The organism is Streptomyces halobius (assembly GCF_023277745.1).
In the GTDB taxonomy this organism is placed as follows: Bacteria; Actinomycetota; Actinomycetes; order Streptomycetales; family Streptomycetaceae; genus Streptomyces; species Streptomyces halobius.
In genome coordinates this window covers 6,690,481-6,710,538 of the sequence record NZ_CP086322.1, presented here as the reverse complement: position 1 = coordinate 6,710,538, position 20,058 = coordinate 6,690,481, and the positions used below count along the sequence as shown (strand labels likewise).

21 protein-coding genes are annotated in these 20,058 nt (G+C 66.0%); 15 read left to right on the top strand and 6 right to left on the bottom strand.

The annotated features are described in order from the left end of the window. Positions 1-10 precede the first annotated feature (10 nt). From K9S39_RS30395 to K9S39_RS30380, 4 genes are all read left to right on the top strand, one after another. Positions 11-703 (top strand): hypothetical protein, encoded by a 693-nt coding sequence (locus K9S39_RS30395; RefSeq protein WP_248866534.1) that lies wholly within the window; start codon positions 11-13, stop codon positions 701-703. Positions 704-749: 46 nt separating this feature from the next. Then, on the top strand, positions 750-1,742 hold the full coding sequence (locus K9S39_RS30390; RefSeq protein WP_248866533.1) for a DUF4331 family protein: 993 nt from the start codon (positions 750-752) through the stop codon (positions 1,740-1,742). A gap of 146 nt (positions 1,743-1,888) precedes the next feature. Further along, complete coding sequence (locus K9S39_RS30385; RefSeq protein ID WP_248866532.1) at positions 1,889-2,605, top strand: nitroreductase family protein; 717 nt, start codon at positions 1,889-1,891, stop codon at positions 2,603-2,605. Continuing rightward, on the top strand, positions 2,508-3,356 hold the full coding sequence (locus K9S39_RS30380) for a glycosyltransferase family protein (protein WP_248866531.1): 849 nt from the start codon (positions 2,508-2,510) through the stop codon (positions 3,354-3,356). The genes K9S39_RS30385 and K9S39_RS30380 overlap by 98 nt, the downstream gene beginning before the upstream one ends. A gap of 145 nt (positions 3,357-3,501) precedes the next feature. Here K9S39_RS30380 and K9S39_RS30375 read toward each other — a convergent pair whose 3' ends face one another. Further along, on the bottom strand, positions 3,502-3,744 hold the full coding sequence (locus K9S39_RS30375) for a YrhB domain-containing protein (protein WP_248866530.1): 243 nt from the start codon (positions 3,742-3,744) through the stop codon (positions 3,502-3,504). 20 nt (positions 3,745-3,764) lie between these two features. Further along, positions 3,765-5,306 (bottom strand): pre-toxin TG domain-containing protein, encoded by a 1,542-nt coding sequence (locus tag K9S39_RS30370; protein WP_248866529.1) that lies wholly within the window; start codon positions 5,304-5,306, stop codon positions 3,765-3,767. A 353-nt stretch (positions 5,307-5,659) separates the two neighbouring features. Between K9S39_RS30370 and K9S39_RS30365 the strand changes: the two genes are divergently transcribed. From K9S39_RS30365 to K9S39_RS30340, 6 genes are read left to right on the top strand one after another with little or no spacing between them, the layout of a single operon-like run. Next, entirely contained in the window at positions 5,660-6,358 is a 699-nt protein-coding gene (locus K9S39_RS30365) for a hypothetical protein (protein ID WP_248866528.1), read from the top strand. 9 nt (positions 6,359-6,367) lie between these two features. Beyond that, a complete protein-coding gene (locus K9S39_RS30360) occupies positions 6,368-7,093 on the top strand; it encodes a hypothetical protein (protein ID WP_248866527.1) in 726 nt (241 codons plus the stop codon). After that, positions 7,090-7,920, top strand: coding sequence for a hypothetical protein (locus K9S39_RS30355; RefSeq protein WP_248866526.1), 831 nt, complete (start codon positions 7,090-7,092; stop codon positions 7,918-7,920). Before K9S39_RS30360 ends, K9S39_RS30355 begins: the two co-directional genes overlap by 4 nt. Before the next feature lie 13 nt (positions 7,921-7,933). Next, entirely contained in the window at positions 7,934-8,515 is a 582-nt protein-coding gene (locus tag K9S39_RS30350; RefSeq protein WP_248866525.1) for a hypothetical protein, read from the top strand. Further along, positions 8,515-8,892, top strand: a complete 378-nt coding sequence (locus K9S39_RS30345; RefSeq protein WP_248866524.1) for a hypothetical protein — start codon at positions 8,515-8,517, stop codon at positions 8,890-8,892. Before K9S39_RS30350 ends, K9S39_RS30345 begins: the two co-directional genes overlap by 1 nt. Before the next feature lie 33 nt (positions 8,893-8,925). After that, positions 8,926-10,317: an NHL repeat-containing protein gene (locus tag K9S39_RS30340; RefSeq protein WP_248866523.1), complete on the top strand. Its 1,392-nt coding sequence runs from the start codon at positions 8,926-8,928 to the stop codon at positions 10,315-10,317. 459 nt (positions 10,318-10,776) lie between these two features. Here K9S39_RS30340 and K9S39_RS30335 read toward each other — a convergent pair whose 3' ends face one another. Beyond that, positions 10,777-11,211 carry an RICIN domain-containing protein gene (locus tag K9S39_RS30335; protein WP_248866522.1) on the bottom strand — a complete coding sequence of 145 codons (435 nt, stop codon included), beginning with the start codon at positions 11,209-11,211 and terminating at the stop codon, positions 10,777-10,779. 553 nt (positions 11,212-11,764) lie between these two features. Between K9S39_RS30335 and K9S39_RS30330 the strand changes: the two genes are divergently transcribed. Continuing rightward, positions 11,765-12,385, top strand: coding sequence for a CDP-alcohol phosphatidyltransferase family protein (locus tag K9S39_RS30330; RefSeq protein WP_248869030.1), 621 nt, complete (start codon positions 11,765-11,767; stop codon positions 12,383-12,385). A gap of 93 nt (positions 12,386-12,478) precedes the next feature. On the opposite strand, the gene K9S39_RS30325 is transcribed toward K9S39_RS30330, so the two are convergent. Beyond that, a complete protein-coding gene (locus K9S39_RS30325) occupies positions 12,479-12,814 on the bottom strand; it encodes a hypothetical protein (protein ID WP_248866521.1) in 336 nt (111 codons plus the stop codon). 263 nt (positions 12,815-13,077) lie between these two features. On the opposite strand from K9S39_RS30325, the gene K9S39_RS30320 reads away from it, so the two are divergent. The 4 genes from K9S39_RS30320 to K9S39_RS30305 all read left to right on the top strand — a co-directional run bounded on the left by K9S39_RS30320 (position 13,078) and on the right by K9S39_RS30305 (position 18,629). Beyond that, a complete protein-coding gene (locus K9S39_RS30320; RefSeq protein WP_248866520.1) occupies positions 13,078-13,620 on the top strand; it encodes a hypothetical protein in 543 nt (180 codons plus the stop codon). A 5-nt stretch (positions 13,621-13,625) separates the two neighbouring features. Next, a complete protein-coding gene (locus tag K9S39_RS30315) occupies positions 13,626-13,844 on the top strand; it encodes a hypothetical protein (RefSeq protein WP_248866519.1) in 219 nt (72 codons plus the stop codon). 84 nt (positions 13,845-13,928) lie between these two features. Then, positions 13,929-17,180, top strand: coding sequence for a hypothetical protein (locus K9S39_RS30310; protein WP_248866518.1), 3,252 nt, complete (start codon positions 13,929-13,931; stop codon positions 17,178-17,180). A 9-nt stretch (positions 17,181-17,189) separates the two neighbouring features. Continuing rightward, entirely contained in the window at positions 17,190-18,629 is a 1,440-nt protein-coding gene (locus K9S39_RS30305; protein ID WP_248866517.1) for a hypothetical protein, read from the top strand. A 104-nt stretch (positions 18,630-18,733) separates the two neighbouring features. Here K9S39_RS30305 and K9S39_RS30300 read toward each other — a convergent pair whose 3' ends face one another. Then, positions 18,734-18,940: a hypothetical protein gene (locus K9S39_RS30300; RefSeq protein ID WP_248866516.1), complete on the bottom strand. Its 207-nt coding sequence runs from the start codon at positions 18,938-18,940 to the stop codon at positions 18,734-18,736. Between the two features lie 17 nt (positions 18,941-18,957). Next, the gene (locus tag K9S39_RS30295; RefSeq protein ID WP_248866515.1) at positions 18,958-19,929 is read right to left on the bottom strand and encodes a hypothetical protein; all 972 of its coding nucleotides are present in this window, start codon (positions 19,927-19,929) and stop codon (positions 18,958-18,960) included. Between the last annotated feature and the right edge of the window lie 129 nt (positions 19,930-20,058).

The window sequence follows — 20,058 nt, the reverse complement described above, 5'->3', positions numbered from 1 at the left end:
GAGCCCCGTCGTGTCCGACCTCATCCATGTCGTGCCCACCGCCGAGCAGCGCCAGCAGTTCGCCGCGTGGGCGGTCGCCCAGACGCCGAAGATCCGCACTGTCGGACCGAACGCCTTCGCCGTGCCAGCCGCCCTGTTCACGGAGGTACCCGAGAGACTGCTCATCGGCTCCCACGTCGACGGCCACCGTTACGTCTCGCCCGACGAGGACCAGGAGCAGCACCGCCAGGCCCTGACGGGTACGAGAGGCCCCGAGGTCACCATCCCGCTCACGCGGCCGAAGCAGGCGCGCCAGGCCGCCGACACGTCCAGGCTTACCGAACTCCTCGGCGTGGCCACGCCCGACGCACTCACCGTGCCAGCGCCGGACGATCCGGTGTTTAGCGTCCCTGGCGGGGGCTCCGAATCCGCCTGGGCCCCTCCCGAGCTGGAGGTGGAGGCCGGGCCGCCCCCGCCCGTCCCGGAACGGACGTACGGACAACACGCCATCCCCCTGGACACCGGCGGCCGGGACCAGGAGGACGCCGCCGGAGGCATGGACCGGAGCAACCGTGCCGTCGACAACCGCACCGACGCGGAGGCAGGCCCGTATGGATGCGACCTCTGCGACCGCGAGTTCACCACGGCACGCGGCCGTGACACCCACCGACGCCAGATCCATACCCGAAACCGAGGCACTGGCACCAACTTGGCAGGTACGTAGGCCAATTCGGGATCTCGTGCCGTCCCTCTCCCCATTAAGGAGCCTCATGTCTGACCACCTCGATGGCCTGACCGCGAAGAACGACCCGCGTCTCGACATCAGCGACGTCTACGCGTTTCAGGGAGCCACCGGCACCGTCTTCGTGATGAACACCAACCCCCTATCTGGGACGGGAGGTTTTCATCATGAGGCTGTCTACGAATTCAAAATTGACATCACCGGGGACGCCCGTGAGGACCTGACGCTCCGCGTCAATTTCGGTGATCTGGACGCAGGCGGGCGACAGGCAGCCACGCTGACTCTGGTGGCCGGCCCGGCCGCGTGTGACCAACAGCTCGTCCTCGCACGCACGACTACCGGCGAGGCGGTTACCGGGCTGAGCGGCGTCCGACTCTGGGCAGGTGCCGCGAGAGATCCCTTCTACATCGCGGGGCCCGTTGTCACTGCCGTCCGCACAGCCGTCGTAGGCGGAAGCGAACTTGACCTCGGCGACTTCGATCCGGAACAGGCGACGAATCTGTTCGCCGGCACGAATGTCCAGGCCATTGTGGTTGAGGTCCCCAATCTTCTTCTGAAGAGGGCTCCAACCATCGGTGTATGGGGCGCCATTGCCGTTCCGACTGACGCTGGTGATGACTGGCGGCAAACGGACCGCGCAGCAATTCCCCTCACCAGCACACTGTTTGGCTTCAACGAGGCCGACGATTTCGGGTCCGCTGAACCCGCGGACGACGCTGCGACCTGGGGAGACCAGATCCAGAACATGGTTGCTCGTGCCGTCGCGGCCAACGGCTACGACGGCGACGCGCAGGCGTACGCCATCGAGGTACGCAAGCGCATCGTCCCGGACATCCTGCACTACCGCGTGGGCAGCGACGCGAAGTTCACCGACGGTAAGTACAACGGCCGTAACCTCGTCGAGGACGCCGCGGAGGCGATGTTCCACCTGGTGCTGGCCCGGCCCGTGGACATGGGGCTGGATGCATCGGACGCTGGCACGCTGCGCGACGACTTTCCGTATCTGGGGGAGCCGGTGTGACGGATTCCTGTCGGCTATCAGCCGACCCGGGCGAAGAGACCGCGAACTGCCATACGTAGGCATGCACGCGCCTGGAAGTTCGCCAACTGAATGACCCAACGGCTGTCCCACCCCGCGCCACCACGCCGGCTGTCCCCAGGAGAACGATGAGCGACGTCGTCGACGAGTCCCAAGCCCGCTATCTGGCACACCAGGCCCGCAAGAAGGAAACCCTGATCGAGATCATGCGGCAGCGGCACAGCGACCGCATGTACGACGCCAGGCCCGTTCAGGAAGACCTTCGCGGCCAGGTGCGGGAAGCCATCGGCCTGTGCCCTTCCAGTTGCGACCGGCGCGGCGTGTCCACCGTCGAGGTCGACTCACGAGACGAACTCGCCCTTCTCAGCGGGCTCCTCGTCGGCGGGGTCGGCTGGATCCACCGTGCCCCCTGGGTGCTGCTGCTCATGGCCAGGGAGGAGACGTACAAGGCTCCCGGTGAGGTGGAGTTCATGCCCTTCCTGGACGCCGGAGCGGTCATCCAGCAGGTGATGCTCCGCGCGACAGACCTGGGCCTGGCCACGACATACGTCAACCCCAACATCCGCCAGTTCAACCGTGACCACTTCCGGCGGATCTTCGGCGAGGGGATCTTCTGCGGCGCCATCGCCATCGGCCACCCCGTACCGGGCAGCCCGGATCAACAGCACCACCAGGAGAAGAGGGCCGCCGCAGCACACGACAGGACGAGGAAGGCCAGAGCAGCGACGACCAGACCGGGGCGGCCAAATGACCGCCCACAGGCCACGCATCTTCGCGGTAGGCGGCTGGCGTTACGAGCCCGAGTGGCTCGTGGACGAGTTCCGGGAGAATCTGGCATGGGTTGATGAGCTGGTCATCGTCGACGACCGCGCCCGCACAGGGGAGCTGTGGGTCCATGAGGGCGACTACCGGCTGATGCAGCGCCAGGCCCTCATCGACGCCGGTATCCGCCCGTGGGACTGGGTCCTGGTCACCTCACCCGACGAGCGGTGGGGCAGCCGCGCCAAGCGCGTCGTGCGCGGCCTCATCACCAAGCGCCACCGTCGCATCTTCCAGTTTCCGCTCCGCGAGATGTTCACGCTCACCAGCTACCGCACCGATGGCATTTGGGGCGACAAGTGGCGCCCCAGGCTGTTCCCGTTCCTCCCTGACCAAGAATTCACCAAGGGGAGCATCCAGACCCCGCCCTCGCCGGTCGAGGGAGGCTACGAGCGCGTTCGCGTCCCCCACGTGCCGATCTACCACCTGGAGAACATCGCCCCGGCCTCACGCATCGAGCGCGCGATCGTCTACGAGGCCCTGTCGCCCGGCTCCCAGCAGCGCGCCGCACGCTCCGCGTTCTGGCGCCGGCACGACCCGACTGGCCGTTACATCCGCGCCTACGGATATGCCTACCTGGCCGACACCCGTGGCATGCGCCTCGCTCCGGTCCCCGTCGGCGACATCGTCCCCCGGCCGACCCGCCCCTACCACTTCCGCGTCCCTGACGAACTCCTCGTCGCAGAGTGCGGACAGAACCGGGAGGAACTGACCCGATGGTTCCACACCACGCTGGCACGCGGCCCAGAACGATTCCGCCGACGCCGGGTGCGATAACTAGGGAAAGCGCGCCTCGGTTACCGCGCTTTCCCTAGTGTTTCACGATTCTCATCGTGACACTCTCCCTGAAGGAGATGGCCAGCGCCTCTGCGACGGGAAGCGCCCCCGTCCAAAAAATCCTTGGACGGGGGCATAGTGAGATTTATTCCTCCCACAAAGGTCTTTCTTCGACTGTACCTAGGCGTGCGTGTCCGGTGGTGAGGTCCACGAGAATTGGGCAGAGACCGACCAACATGTCATCCCAGTTTCGGGTCCTCAGGTATTCTTCGCCGTTGTAGGGGGCAATGAGAATCCCGCCCTTTTCCCTCACTCGTTCGTAATCGATTTTGAGTACGGGGTCGTAGGGGCCTGTTTCTCGCGCAAGCAGCTCCTCCGCGACCTTCAAGGCTTCAGATTGACTTAGCGTCATTTCGTCCTCATGAACCGATAGATTTTATATCCCTTGGGTGATGCACGCCCCACCTGAGCATCCAAAAATATTACATCGCCGTCACGATTGATCACGTTAAACACGTGAGCCAGATCTGGGTTCCCCCCGTACACGATACCCCGCGCGCCGTCTCCTGCCTTCTTGACGTCCTTGACGATATTGGACAACGACCTCTTCACGAACTTCTTGCCAGGAAAGTATTTCTCTAGAACTTTGTAATTCCCGCCACGCAGTTTGGGGAGTGCTGACGCTGGGGTGCCGTCCAGAGTTCTTTCGACTCCCAGGACGCACGCGCGGCAGTTAGTCTTTCCGTTTCCAGGGTTGACTATTTTCCGCAGATCTTCAGTGATAGGCGTCTTGTATGAGTCTCCGAGCGCAGTCTTGCCTCCGCCTCCTGCTCCCCAGCGGACACTGCCGACCCTGTTGAATGCCTTTTCGTTCTTTACGGCCTTGGCCAGATCGCCGGCCGTGATAACCGACTTACCCGCCTTCACCCAGCGCAGGAAGATGACGGCACCGAGAGCACGATCGACAGGGGAGAGCTTTTCTCCGGTTACCGAGTCCTCACCGGTGAGGGCTTCCACAATCCCCTTCGCATCCCCCACTACAGGGACAAAGTTCACTATTGCGGAAGTGATGGCCTGCTTCGCCTTGCTCTCCACCGGCAAGGGGCCACCGTGGATATACTCGTCGATGCCAGAAAGGTCGAGATCCTTGAAGGGGCTGCCGTCCTTCGAGAGGGCACCACTCTTGAGTGACTTGTTCAGGTCATCGATAGCCCTGTTCATCCCGGCGACGCCGCTATTGGCCTTAGAAATGCCCCGGTTGGCCCCGTCAACAGCCTCGTTTATCAGATCAAGACCCTCATTCATCTGGCCAAGACCGTGGTTCATCTCGTTCAAGCCATGGTTCATTTGATTCAAACCGCGGTTTATCTGAGCCGAGGCGACGTTCAGACCCGTGAGGGCATGATTCATTTGACCGAAGCCTGCGTTCATCTCGTCGAACGCATGCTTCAATTCAGGATCCTTGAGGGTCTTGGCAGTAGAATCCACAATTGGAGCAAGCCCGACCATGAGATCGACTTCGGCCTTTACGAGCTGGACCATGAGAGGTGCCGCTTCATAGAAAACATTGAAGTACGAATCGAGAGCCTTGATCGCTGCCTTTTCCCCGGCAACCGCCTTAGCGATATGCGGGTCCTTCAGGTCCTCCGCCGTGATTTTATGGTCGACAGCAGCTTGAGCGAGCTTCTTCAGCTTCTGCGATTTCTTATACAGCTCGGGCAAGCGACTCTTCGTCTCTTTATGCCATTCATGCTCAGCGATGAATAGAACTACCAATCTGGCGCTAATCTTCGCGTCATGAAGGAGTTTCTTGAGGCATGAGAGCTTTTCTTTGAGGGGTAGTGTGCTGCACTTCGTAAGCGCTGAAGTGGCTTGCTGCGACTCAGCGGCAGCCGCCGCCCCCATTCCCCCGGTGAAGAAAATTGACAGCGTCACCATAAACGCTGTCATTCGGATTTTCCACTGATTTTTCATTGTTCCTTGGCAGCATAGACAGCAGGGCGGCGCAGCTCAGCGTCACCAGCCCGCTCCTCTCCCTCACGCCACCAGGTGGTCAGACCGCTTAGCGATGGCGTAGAAGAGCTGGGAGTAATCCCCCGTACCGGCCGAAGACGTCGCGAACCACGCCTTAGCAAGATCATATGCATCCTTCGCACCTATGGTCACATCAGGACATTCGGCTGGCTGTCTAGCCGCCATGCCCCGATCGTCGCTGTGAGACGGATCGGAAGTGCCACTAGCTATGCTGGTGACTGCGCCGCTGGTTTTGGGCCGGGCCTCCAGGAGGGTTGGAGGTTCCCGGCATGCCGTGCCCGCTGATCGCAAACGCCGACGTCATCCGAGTCACGCGGCTGGACGGCTGCGGCCGCCCTGTCTGCGGCGAGGACAACGGCTTCACCTTCGACTGCTTCGCGACCTTGGCGATGAACGCGAACGTCGAGGAAGGCCAAGACGTCACCTACACCGCCGCGAACGGCCGCCAGTGCGGGTTCAAGAGGGGCTGTCCGACGTTCAACGGCTACGACCTGGAGCTGAACTTCTTCACCGTCAGCCCCGAGTTCATCGAGATCACGACCGGCAACCCCGTCATGTACGGGTTTGACGGCACGCCGATCGGCTACGACGACTGCTCCATCCAGTGCAACAGCGGCTTCGCGATTGAGCTGTGGGCCGAGGTCTTGGGCGAGGACGTGTGCGACGCCGACGCCAGCGGCGACGGGGCGTGGATCTACTTCCTGCTGCCCTGGGTGACGAACGGCCAGCTCGGTGACCTCGAAGTCGGCTCCGAGGCTGTCTCGCTCGTCCTGAACGGGGCGACCCGGGCCGGCGGCGGCTGGGGATCCGGACCGTACGACGTGATGCCGGTCGACGCGGCCGGCACTCCGGGCCCGATGCTCACCCCGGTCGGGAAGAACTGCCACCGGCGCACCTTCGTGACGACCGTCGCGCCGCCGGAGCCGGTGTGCGCGTACACCCCGGTCCTGTGTGACTCCTCCTCCTGACGGCCGGCCATGATGACGGCATCCGAGGTCGACATCGTCGTGCCCGTGCGGGTCGGTGCCACGAACGAGCAGCTGCGCTATGCGCTGCGGTCGTGGGCGGCGAACGTCCCGCACCGGCACGTATGGATCGTTGGCCACCTGCCGACATGGGTCCGTGATGTGCGGCATATCCCAACAGACCAGGACGGCACGAAGTACCAGAACACGACCCTCGGCGTGCGGGCCGCGTGCTTGAACCAGGGCGTGTCGGAGACGTTCCTGCTGTGCAATGACGACTTCTTCGTCATGGCGCCGCAGCCCGACGGGGTGCCCGTGCTGCACCGCGGCCCGGTCTCCCGGGTGGAGGCGTACTACGCGGGCCGCGTGCAGCGGCCGGGACGGTACCTGCGCGGCCTGCGCGCGACGCGGGATCTCCTCGTCTCTCTCGGGCACGAGAACCCGCTGTCGTACGAGCTGCACGTCCCGCTCCCCGTCGAGAAGACAGGGATGCTCAAAGCGCTCGACGTGTGCCGGCGCCTCGACGTCGTGCACAAGCGGACCGCCTACGGCGTGCTGAACAACATCGGCGGTGCGGAGATCCGGGACGTGAAGGTCCTCAACCGGTCCCCGAAGTTCGACCAGGACTCGGTGTTCCTGTCGACGATGCCGGACAGCTTCGCGCACGGGCAGGTCGGCCAGTTCATCCGCCGCTCCTTCCCCCGAGCGTGCCCGTACGAGGCCGGGGGGCGCTCGTGATCACGACGGCGCCGTGCGATCCGTGGCCGGTCGATCTCTCCTGCTGCGGCCTGCCCGAGGACACCAGCGCGGAGACGATCGAGCGGTGGAGTCGGGTCGCCTCGATCATGCTGTGGCGGCTGTCGGGAATGCGGTGGGGGCCGTCGTGCCCGGTCACGGTGCGGCCGTGCCGCCGTGCCTGCCTGGATGCCTACCCGCTGACGGTGCGGTGGGGCAGCGTAGGCCCCTGGATTCCGTACATCGGCATCGACGGCCAGTGGCGCAATGCCTCGGTCTGCGGGTGTCGTTCGGACTGCTCGTGCGGTGAGCTGTGCGAGGTGTACCTGCCCGGACCGGTCTACGACATCGTGTCCGTCGACGTGGACGCCGAGACCTTGGCCCGCCCGGACCCAGACGCCAATGTGATCGGTGATTACCGGGTGGACGCGCCCGGTCGGCTGGTGCGCACCGACGGTGGATGCTGGCCCGAGTGCCAGGACATGGCCGCCCCGCCCGGCACCCCAGGGACCTTCGCAGTCACCTACCGCACCGGGCTGCCCCTTGATGAGGTGGCAATCGCCGCCGTGTCGGAGCTGACCTGTCACTTCATCAAGGGCTGCGGCGGCGGCTCCTCCTGCGGCTGCAAGGTCAACCGCAACGCGACCCGCGTCACCAGGCAGGGCTTGGAGATGGAGATGGCCGACCCCACGGTCATCTACAGCGAGGGCCGGACTGGGCTGCCGATCTGCGACGCCTGGCTGGCGACAGTCAACCCGCACCGCCTCGGCTCCGCGAGCAAGGCGTACAGCCCGGACTTCCGCCGCCCCCGCGTCACGACCTGGCCGTGAAGGAGCCGAGACGATGCCGCTGACCCCGCTTGCCCTCCACGACCTCACCGAGGCCGTGCTCGGCTGCGTGTGCGCCGCTCTCCAGGCCACGGCCGAGGAGGTCGACGGTCAGCCCGCCTGCCCGTGCCGCGCCTGCGTGGTGCCGGGCGCCGTGGCGTGGGACTCGTGCGGCGACCCGTGCAGCGGGAGCGGCGACGGCGGGCAGCTTTCCGTCAACGTCGTGCGGTTGAACCCGACGAACCCGTTCCCGAACGAGGACCGCACCGTGCAGGGAGCACGGAACTGCCAGCCGCCGACGACGACCGCCGTGGAGATCGCCGTCACCCTGCTGCGGTGCGCCCCGACCGTCGACGAACAGGGCTGCCCACCAACCTGTCAGGAGCTGGAGCAGGCCGCGCGGATCGTGCACGTCGACGCGGTCACCGTCTTCAACGCCCTGTACTGCTGCCTGCCAGGCACCGGAGGCGGCCGACGCGGCCGGAAGTTCGTGATGGGCCAGCAGCGGACCCTCGGCCCCGAAGGCGGCTGCGTCGGGGTGGAGCAGCGCGTCACCGTGGCCCTGCCGGGCTGCGTGAAGTGCCCAGAGGGGGCGTGATGAGCGTTGAGGTGAGGATCGATCCGGGCCGCATCTCGCGGCTCCTCCGGCTCCGCGGCGGCCTCGCCGAGCGTGGCCTGCGCAAGCGCACGGAGAAGGTCGCGCGGATCGCGCAGCGGAAGGCGCCCGGCACGATGGGCGCCTACCTCAGCTGGAAGATCCAGAGCGGGCCACGCGGCCTCCAGGGCGTGATCGTGTGCGATCACCCGGCAGTGCACTACGTCCTCAACGGCACCCGTCCGCACGTCATCCGCCCCCGCCGAGCGAAAGCGCTCCGCTTCGACAGCGGCGGCCGGACCGCGTTCGCCAAGGTCGTGCACCACCCAGGGACTTCGGCGAACGACTTCATGGGCGAGGCCCTGCGAGCAGGGCACTAGCCGTACTACCCGTCGAATGTGAGGAGTGTCGTCATGACCACAAAATGGCTCTTCAAGGGCTGTTCGGCACCGAGGGCGCGCACCGCAGCCATCTGTGCACTGGTACTGGGCGTGATGGTGGCCTTCGCGCCTACGGCGGTGGCCGCGCCCGGTGACCTGGACACCAGATTCAGCAGCGACGGCAAGACCACCACCGACTTCAGCGGGACCCCCGCACAGCCGGACATCGCCAACGATGTGGCAGTGCAGCCGGATGGGAAGATCATCGCCGCTGGCAGGGGCGGCCTGAACCTGCCGGTCGTGGGCGGCACGGCCCAGTTCGCCTTGGCCCGCTACAACCCCGACGGGTCGCTGGACGCCACCTTCGGCAATGGCGGCAAGGTGCAGTTCAGGTTCTTCGACGCGCCGAACACCCAATTCGCCCGCAATGTGTTCGTCCAGTCGGACGGGAAGGTCCTTGTCTCCGGTCTCGCCGGCCCGAACGAGCAGACGGCCAGCGCTGCGGTCGCCCGCCTGAACCCGGACGGGTCGCTGGACACCACGTTCGGCGGAGGTGACGGCAAGGTCACGCTGAACATCGGAGTCGGCAGCGGCTTCCGGGGCATCGCCCAGCAGTCGGACGGGAAGATCGTCGCTGTCGGTGCTGCGAACACGGACGCGTTCATCGCCCGCTTCAATCCCGACGGCAGCCTGGACACCACCTACGGCAGCTCGGGTACCGGCTGGGAGAAGCCGACCGTGCTGGCCGCCAGCCACTTCTTCGATCTGCGGCTCGACTCCTCGGGCCGCGCGGTGGTCGCAGGGTTCCAGACCACCGCGGACAACACCAACGCCGTCCTCGCCGCCCGCTTCACCACCAGTGGCCGGCTCGACACCAGCTTCAACGGAGTCGGTTTCACAGCGGTGCCCCTGACGCCCCTGAACGACCTGGCGTTCGGCGTGGACCTGGACCACAGCAAGATCGTCCTGGCTGGGGTGGCGAACGTCAACGACCCGTTCAACATCGAGGGCAACGGGAAGATCGGCGTAGTGCGCCTGAACTCGGACGGCAGCCTGGACACCAGCTTCGGCGGTGACGGCAAGGTCGTTACCGATGTGACGGCGAAGGTGGACCAGGCCCGCGACGTGCAGGTGCAGTCCACGGGCAAGGTTGTGGTCTCCGGTATGCGGGGCGCCACCTCGGCGTTCCCTGCTGACCCAGTGGACGGCAACACGCTGGTGGCCCGGTACACCAAGGACGGCAGTCTGGACACCGGCTTCGGAACCGGTGGGATGGTGACCACGTCGTTCAGCGGCGGCCCGGACGTGTGGCGCGGCTCTGAGATCGTCGGCTCCAGACTGGTTGTTGCCGGTGGAGCAACAGTGACCAAGCCGGACGGCACTCAGGGCCTGTCGTTCGCGGTAGCCCGCTACCGCCTGTCCTAGAGACGCAGAAGTCCCAACTTCTGTGCCTCTACACGTGCCCGGCCCTTTGCGCCGCGCCCGGGGGCAGCATCGCCGGGCGCGGCCTGTGCCGCCGTACGGAATGGGTCGCGGGCATCGCCCGCCGCGAAGCACCGGGCCGGGTGGGCAACTACGACGTGGGTGGCTGGACGGTGTTCGCTGCCGTCGTCCACCACCCTGGTATCCGCCCGAAAGACTTCCTCGGGCGGGCGCTGCGCGCGGGCCGCTGGGAGTTGTCGGCCAGGCCACGAGCAGGCTGGCAAGATGAAGCGTCCTCCGTGCACGCAACGACAAAGCACGGGTGGACCGTACCCCGGGATAAGCCGTCCAAGGGTCCAGCCCACCTTGAGTGCCTCAAACTCACTACCAAATACAGTTAGCAGGCTTTCATCGCACCGCGCAGTTTGAACCCTTCCCTATTCTGCCGCGACGCCTGATGAATTAGCGCCACCTCTGGTACTTGCTGCCATTGTCAGGCTTCGTGTAAGCCTTACCATGTGCGGTGTCAAGAACGCGGCCAGTGGCCTTATTCTTGAGCTTCCATCCGGTAGAGGTCTTAATCTCGTACCACTTCTGGTTATTCCCGCCGTTGCACTGAATCACGTAGACGCTGCCTTTGGAGTTGCTGTCCAGGCATTCATACCCCGAGCCGAAGCCGGCCCACCTGAGCTTGAATGTGCCGTCGGAATTCTTGGTTTCCCACCAGCCGCCAACCTTTCGCAACGAAGTTCCGCTTTCGGTAAGGTAGGCACCGGTGGCTACATTCTTCCAGTCCACCCTCCGGTCCCACGCAGAAGCGTTGCCCGCGGTTGCCAGCAGAATAGAGGGAACTATCGCAGCAGCCCCCAGAGCTTTTGCTACTTGCCTTTTCTGCATTACCTGCCCCTATTGCTTGAATCAAGGACGCCCCTTTGGGCGACGGTTTAGGTAGCTTATTTGCAGCCCCTGAAGTGGGCGGCAAATAACTGTGGTCGCGGTCTCACAACCGGAGAAAAGTAACAAGAGATGAAATACCGCGCAAGTTGAACAATGCGTTCCGATGTCGTGGTCACCTTGTACCTTTTGGCCTCTATGGTTGATTTGGTGTAGTAGATCCCGCCAGCTCTCTCCAGAGCCGCTCTCTCCTCCGTGTCTTCAAGAGCGCACCGCAAGTAGTTGAATCTCTAACCAGATGTTGAGCAGGCGCGCAGAGCAGATCTGGACGGCGAGAGGTGTACGCGCCCGCATGCCGGGAGCGTTTCCGGCGGTCTTTTTTGGCTGTGGCAATTCGCGATTGCCATGGAAAACTCTTCGTGGAAGTTCATCGGAGGATTTTGGCGGCCGTACCGTTTCCGCCGAGGTGGAAAATTATGTGCAAGTGGCAGAGAGTGAGTGTCTGGTAAGATCTGCGGAGTTCACGTGGAGAGACGAGAAGCTGGGGTGTGTTCGGTTGAGTGTATGCGAGAAGGGTCAGGTGCCTATTGATCGCGTCTTGACTGTTCCAAACTTGCTGAGCGCTCTACGCGTTGCAGGGGTTCCCGCATTCCTTTGGATGGTATTGCAGCCATGCTTCGGTAACCCAAGCCTTGATGGCTGGGCTATTGCGCTCTTGGCGCTTAGTGGGGCAACTGACTATCTTGACGGAAAGCTGGCAAGGCGCTGGAACCAAATCAGTCGGCTTGGTCAGGCCCTGGACCCTGCTGCTGATCGCCTCTATACGCTCGCCACACTAACCGCACTCCTAGCTCGCGAAATTATTCCATGGTGGCTGGTGGTATTGCTCCTGCTGCGCGATGCCTTCATGGCGTATAACGTAGTCCGCTTGCGGAGGAGTGGCTATGGGTCGTTGCAGGTGAATTTCATTGGAAAAGCGGCGACTTTCAATCTAATGTACGCTTTCCCTCTCCTCTTGTTGGCGGACGGGCAGGGATTCTATGCGGAAGTCGCCCAGATTGTTGGTTGGGCACTAGCAATCTGGGGGGCAGCGTTGTACTGGTGGTCGGCTGCGCTTTACACGATTCAGGTGCACCGGCTGAAGGCAAGTACTCTATGCGCTAATGAGAGTGCTTAAAGAACAGTACTGCTATCTGCATCGGCAAGGGAATGCTCGCTCATGCTTCGCCCCCGCCCGGGAGCATGGGAGCGAAGCATGGGCGGGGAAAGGTCACCAGCCTGTCATCATCGCACCGAGCGGCAGCGGCGCGGCCAACAGAACTAGCGCCTTCACCCGCAGCGGATTGCCGTCGCCCTTGGCGGTCAGGCGGCAGACGGCGAAGGCTGCGACAATGCCCAGCGGAAACAGGATCGGAACGGATTCCGGTAGCCCGCTGCGGGTCCCGCCCATATAGGCCGCCGCCCACGAACCCACGAGCCCGACCAGTACGGTGAAGAACATCTTTCCCGCGCTGAACCACTCGCGCTCCATCAGCTCGGCCAGCTCCCCGAAGCGATCTCCGTCACGATGGCGGCGTATGGCGGCGACAGCGAAGGCGACCAGCAAGGCGGTTCCGGCACCGAAGAACCTCCAGCGCAGGACATCTGAGGTATGCGACATAGGGGCTCATAGCCAGCCGCCTCCGGACCGTGACCGCGGTTTAACGCGCCATGCGCACAACATCGTAGGCCTTGCCTGGAGGGCACACGTGAGTGCACTGCAGAGCGCTGGCTACCGGCGCCCGCGTGAGTTCCGGCCAACGGCTACCCTTCCTGCTGCGTCGCTGGTTGTGGGCCGGGCGTCCGTGCGGGCAGATCAAGGAGCCACCCGTGGCCACGAGGACTTTCGCACTCAATACCGAGCCGCACGTCGCCCAGGTCGGAGACACTGCCTTGGAGTTCCAACCCGAGGTCATGGGCGACGACTTCATGGACGCCTATGCCGAGCTGCGTGAGGCACAGCAGCCGATCGGTGTCGACATCAACGATCTTGCCAATGTCGACTCGGGCCAACTGCGGGCAGTGTCCCGGGCGCTGCGTGCGTTCCTGGCGCGCCTGATGCTGGGAGAGTCGGCCAGGCTGTTCACCCGGCTCGACGTCGTGAAGGCCGGCGAGAGGCTGGAGTCGTTCAGCGACCTCGCAGAGGCGGAGGCATACGCGGCAAAGGTGCGGGGCGGCGCCCGCGTTGTGGACGCGCTGCGTCTGCCTGACCGTGTTCTGGTCGAGCTCTTGGAGTGGGTTGTTGAGCTCTACGGTGGCGGCCAGCGCCCTCCTACGTCGTCTGGCGGCTCTGCGCAAGCCTCGCCGCCGGCTGGGAGGCGTGGGACGGGAGTCTCGCCCTCCAAGGCATCTCCCCGCACGCGTGGCCGCTGAGGCGCATGCTCAACGCCGCTGAGGTCGCGATGGACCAGGCGGCGGAGGACGACGCCGAACGGGCGCGGAACCGGGCGAAGTTGTACGCCCCACCTGATGGCGGCCGACGCGGCAGTCGGCGCGTCCGCCCGCCCGGCATGCGCATGGACCGCGCCCAGGCACAGGCCCTCGCGGCCCAGCTGGCGGCGGAGGACACCAAGCTCACCCGGAGGCACACCGGCTAGTCTGGAATCACGGCAGGGCCCGCGTGCCCCGCCGTACGCCGCTGGTTTTGGGCCGGGCAACCACACACCCCGTGAGGTTGCCCGGTGGCCGGCGAGGAAGACTACGGCTCAGCCCGGATCACGATCACCCTGGATGACTCCGGGGTCGTCGCCGATGCGCTCGACCTCGCGGACCGCATCGAGCGTGCGCTGGACCGCGGTACACGCACCGTCGGCGCGCAGATCCGGCGGAACATCCAGCGCGGCATCACCGCGGCCGGGGCCGTCCAGGCCAGGGTCGAGCCGGACCTGAGCGGCTTCAACCGCGCGTTGCTCACCGGGCTCCGCTCCCAGCTCGACGCGATCCGCATCCCCATCGAGCCGGACCTCCAGCGGTTCGAGGCGCAACTCCTGGCCGTCCTTCGCGGGCTGGAGATCCGCGTGCCGGTCGTCCCGGACCTCGACGGCTTCGACGCCCGTATCCGCGCGCACCGGCCGCCGGGCATCAACGTCCCGGTCAACGCGAACGTCGACAACGACCGGCTCAGCCGCGCACTCTCCGGCCTCGGCGGCATCGCCGGCCGAGTCGCCGGTGCGCTGCGCGGCCTCCTCGTCTTCGGCGCTGTTGGCATCGCTGCCGCCAGCGCTGCGTCCGCCGTCGGCGGCCTCGTCGCCGCGCTCGCCCCTGCGGTCGGGATCATCGCTGCGGCCCCGGCGGCGATCCTCGGCGCTCAGGCCGCCCTCGGCGGGCTCCGCCTCGCCCTCATGGGCGTCTCGGACGCCTTCCAAGCGGCCCTGACAGCGGATGCGGAGCAGTTCCAGGAGTCGTTGGAACAGCTCTCGCCGAAGGCCCGCGCCGCCGCGCTGGAGGTCCGCGCCCTCAAGCCCGCGTTCGAGTCGCTGCGCAACGCCGTACAGGACTCCTTCTTCGGCGTCTTCGAAAGGGAGATCACCCAGGCCGCCGAGGCGCTGAGCGGACCCCTGACGAAGGGCCTCACCTCGGTCGCCGCCCAGTGGGGCGTCATCGCCGGCAACGCGCTGGAGGCGATCCAGGCACAGCGCTCCATCGCGGCGATCAACTCCATCTTCGCCGGCACGTCTTCCGTACTCGCCGGGCTCGGCGCGCAGATCGGGGAAGTCGTCAAGGGCTTCCTGGAGATGGGCGGCGCCATCTCGGAGGCTTTCGGCGCGCGACTCGGCAGCGCGCTGTCCGGTGCCGCCGCCCGGTTCGCGACGTTCCTCCAGCAGGCCGCCCGCAGCGGTCAGGCGGTCGCGTGGGTGGAGACCGCCCGCGCCGTCTTCCAGCAGCTCGGCGGGATCGTCTCGAACGTCGGGCACATCATCTCCGGCGCGTTCAAGGCCGCCGGGGATGCCGGCAGCGGATTCCTCAACAACCTCCAGCAGATCACCGGATCCTTCCGCGAGTTCGTCAACTCGACGCAGGGGCAAGAGGCTCTCGGCAACATCTTCCGGACCGTCGGGACCATCGCGGCCCAGCTCGGCCCGATCCTGTCCGCGGTCGTCACGCAGATCGGCGCCATCGCGGCCGCACTCGCCCCGGTCTTCTCCACCCTCGGCCCCGCGCTGACGAGTCTGATCAATGCGCTCGGGCCTGCGATCGCAGCACTCGCCCCGTCCCTCCAGGTCGTCGCGCAGGCGCTCAGCCAGGCTTTCGCCACGATCGGTCCGGCGCTGGCCCCGGTCGGGGCAGCCATCGGGGCCGTGCTGTCCGCACTCGCCCCGATTCTTCCGCTCGCCGGTCAACTCGTCGCGACCATCGCCCAGATGCTCGCGCCAGCGCTCCGGACCCTCGCGGCGCTGTTCGCACCGATCATCAAGGCGCTCGCCGACGCCTTGATGCCGGTCCTCCCGAAAATCTCACAGGCGTTCACGACGCTGGTGACAGCTATCAAGCCGCTCGCGGCTGGCATCGGTCAGCAGGTCGCCTCGCTCATCCAGGCGCTCGCCCCGGTTCTGTCGACCGTGGCCGGGGTCCTCGTGACGCTTGCGACGGCGATGGCCCCGGTCATCACTGCTCTCTCGGACGCGCTGCTGCCGGTACTGCCGCCGATCATCGAGGCGTTCGCCGCGCTCGTGCAGGCGCTGCTTCCGATCCTGCCGCCGCTCGCCGGGCTCCTCGCCGCGTTGGCACCGCTGAACGCCCGCGTGATCGGGCTACTCGCCCCGATCCTGGAGATCGCGGCCGGATTCGCCTCTTGGGTGATCATCAACGCGGTTGTCCCGATCATCCAGGGCGTGGTCACGGTCCTGTCCGGGCTGGTCAACGGCTTGTCGTCAGCGGTCACGTTCATCAGCAACCTGCCGAGCGTGATCACGGGCGTGCTCTCATCGCTCGGGACGACGGTTTCCACGTTCTTCACGAACCTCGTGACATCGATCGGAACCTGGATCAGTACGGCGTTCACGTCGGTGGTGAACTTCTTCGCCGCGCTGCCGGGGCGGATCGGCTCCGCGCTGGCGGCGCTCCCGGGCCTCCTGGTGGACCTGTTCGTCAACGCGGTCGCGGCGATCGGTATTGCGCTGCTGACCGCGCTGGCCGGGGTGATCTGGATCTTCACTGAGCTGCCCGGCAAAATCCTCTCCGCGCTCGCGTCGCTGGGCTCCACCATCGCCGGCGCGTTCTCCCGTGCGGCGTCCGCGGCCGGTTCGGCGATCTCATCGTTCGTCTCCTCCTCGGTGTCGTTCTTCGCCGCGCTGCCAGGACGGATCGGCTCCGCGCTCGCCGCCCTCCCGGGCAAGGTCATGAGCCTCTTCCGGTCCGCCGGCTCCGCCGCGCTCTCCGCGGCCCGGAACCTCGGCTCCTCCGTCGTATCGTTCTTCTCCAACCTCCCGGGCCGGATCGGATCCGCGCTCTCCTCCATCGGATCCCGGATCGCCAACGCGTTCTCGAACGCGGTCGGCGCCGCCAGGCGCGCGGTGGGCTCGCTGATCGACAGCATCGTGTCGTTTTTCTCCGGCCTCCCGGGCCGGATCGTGAACAGCCTGGGGAACATCGGCTCGCGGATCGTGTCGAAGATCAAGAGCGGGCTTCCGGGGCCTGTGCGGTCCCTGCTGCCGTTCGCGAACGGCGGGATCGTCAACTCCCCGGTCGTCGGTCTCGTCGGCGAGGCCGGGCCGGAAGTCATCATCCCGCTCACCAGGCCGCAGCGCGCCCGCCAACTCGCCCAGGAGTCCGGCTTGTTGGACATCATCGGTGCCGCCAAGAGCGGCGGTGAGGGGGCGGCCTCGGGGCCGCGGGCGGTCCATCACCACACCTGGAACCTGTACGAGGTGGGGGACGCGAACGTGACCGCTCACCGCGTCGTCAACCGGCTCGCCGTGTCGGTCGGCATCTAAGGAGCTGTCGTGCTGGAGCACTACCTGAAACTGGGTGGGCTGGAGATCGCCAACCACGCCCGCCTGGCGGCGTACCTGGAGACCGTCGGCAGCCCACTCGACAGCATCGACGCCTGCCGGTGCGACACGTTCACCGCGGACCTGGTGGGCGACGAGGAGTACACCGACCCGGCCTCCGACGGTGCGCCGTGGTACGACCCGGACCTCCCCGAATCCGCCCAGTTCGCGGGGCTGATGGTGCTGTCCGTCGACGGCCTGGACGACAACCCGGTGACCCGTACGCCGTCCCCCTCGGTGGCCGGCGGGGCTGCGCTCGGCCCGGCCCGCGTACAGCCGCGCACCCTCACCGTGACCGGCATCCTGCTGGGCGCCACATGCTGCGGCGTCGAATACGGGCTCCACTGGCTCGCCGAGGCCCTGACCGGCTGCACCGGGGACGGGTGCGGCGGCGACTGCCTGACCTTCTTCAACTGCTGCCCGAACGCGGACATGACTCCGCAGGAGTTCACCGACCGGCACGCGCGCACCCTGCGGCGGGTCGCTCTGACCAGCGGGCCGACCCCCACCGCCCGCAACGGCAGCGGCTGCACCGCCGGCCAGTGCTCCGTCGGCGCAGACGTGATCACCGTGGAATTCGTCCTGACCGCCGGCACCCCGTGGACGTGGACGACGCCCACACCGCTCCTCGACGTCCCCGTGCCCACGGACGACGGCACCCAGTGCATCACCTGGTGCGTACACGACCCCACAGCCCCGCCCAAGCCTCCGCCCGTCTGCCTGGAACTTGAGGAATCCCCGGCATGCACGGACGGCGTCCTCGTCGAGTTCACTCAGACAGGCGCGGACTGCAAACTCGTGTGGCCGGACCAGGACACCGCACAGCGCCCGTGCGACACCTGCCGCCTCGCGAAGTGCCCGGACCCCGACGACCTCTGCAACAACCCCCGCTGCCGCACACCCGCCCCTCCACTCCCACCCCCGCCACAGACCTGTTATTGCAAAGCCATTGCAGTGAACAGTGAGGCATACGAACTCGACCTCAGCGCGTTCCCTCGCTGGTTCGGTTCGGTGCCGATCATCGAGGTACACGCCGGAAGCCAGGACCTGCGGCACGCGACGATCAGCATCTACGAGCGCACGGCCGTCCACACAGGCATGACGTGCGAGGAGGTCGCTGTCGTCGAACGCTGCAATCCCACCGCCGTGTTCGAGGTCGGGTTCGTGCCGGCCGGGGGCGTGGTGACCCTCGACGGGCAGATCGGCAGGGCGAACGTGGCGTGCCTGGGTGGCTGCGAGAGCGCCCCGGACGTGTACGGCCCAGGCGGCGGCCCGCTCCAGTTCCCCCTCCTCGACTGCGACTCCTACTGCGTGCTGCTGGAGGCCGACGCGATCCTCCCGGCCGCCGAGGACGCCCGGGTCGTGCTGTCGCTATCGGGCCGGGGGTACTGACAGAGTCGCCCAATGGCATGGCACCAGTCGGCAAGCCGAGCCCCAACTGACTTGCGCCTGCCACCCTATGGGCAACAGGCGCAGGCTGTGTCAGCGGCGTAGGGTCAGACTCTGCCCTTCCGTCGTGCGGTGAGGAGTCGCACTGCGAGTGCCAGGACGAATACCGCGGGTACGAAGGCGATGTCCATGGCCTGGAACAGTGAAGCTGAGAGCACGAGGCGCACGATCAGCATGCACGCGTAGAGCAGGACGGTGACCAGCGCACTGGCCACATACGGGTTGGACGGCTCGGCCGTGAGGAATCGGCGCACGATGGTCCACCTCTCCTTCAGCACTTGTAGTTCTTTGCTCCGCCGTAAATACCTGTGTAACCGACCTTAACCTCCACGCACTTGTTGTACCTGGCGGCCGAGGACCATACCCCTTGGAAGTGCGTCAGGATCCCCCCTGCGACGACACCACAGGCCACCGCGGCCGCGGGTACGCCGAGAAATCCGCACAGGGCCGCGCCGCCTGATGCGTACTTCACCTTGCTCGCATACTTCTTAACTTCGGCCTTGCTGAACCTGTAGTAGACGTTCCAGCCGAAACTGACTTCGGGGTCGGCGACCACGGGGAACGCGGTGGTCTCATTCGTCTCGATGGTCTGTATCAGCGAGTTGCCGTCGAGCTTGTAGGCAGTGGGGACCTTCTTGCCATCAGCGTCCTTGGCCCAGGGCGCGTCAATGGCGCCGACCACCAGGACGGGTTCGCCCCCCTGAGTCTTGCGGATGAGGTCGTATCCGCCTTCACCGTTGCTGACGGCCTTGGTGCCCTCCGGCAGATCGAGCTTGAAGCGCTGACTGGTGGACGCCTTGGCGTCCTTGAGGGTGACCAGGGTGCGGGCGCCGCCATCGGTGGTGGGCTGGACGGCGAGGTCGGTGTGGGGTGCGGCGTCGGGATAGACGACGGTGCCCACGCCAGCCTTGACGCCTGCCACGGCCTTGGCACCGGGCAGGGTCAGGCCGAGCGAAGAGCCTTTGTCGGTGGTGGCCTTGAGGGTGCCGGTGGCCGTGTCCGGCGTGGTGACCGTGACGGCGCTGCCCTCGGTGGTGGTGACGGTCCTGGTCAGCGGCGCGCCCGGGGCCGCCGCCGAGGAGGCGATATCTGCGGTCCCGGTCGCCTTTTCCACGACCGCAGCAGCCTGTTCCGCATTCCCCGGTTGGCTGGTGTTCGCCTGGGCATTGGCCGGTAGGGCAGAGGCCAAGAGTGCCGCGCCAGCAGTGACGGCCACTGTGGCGGTCGTGAGTCGGCTGGACATGCGGCGGATGGTGGTGCTGGTCTGCACGCCCCGTACCTCTTTTTATGAGTGTTTTCGGCACAGCAAAGAGCCCCCATCTGTGGCGACGGAGGCGGCTATGCGTGCCGTGGTCGGGAATCATCCCACCAG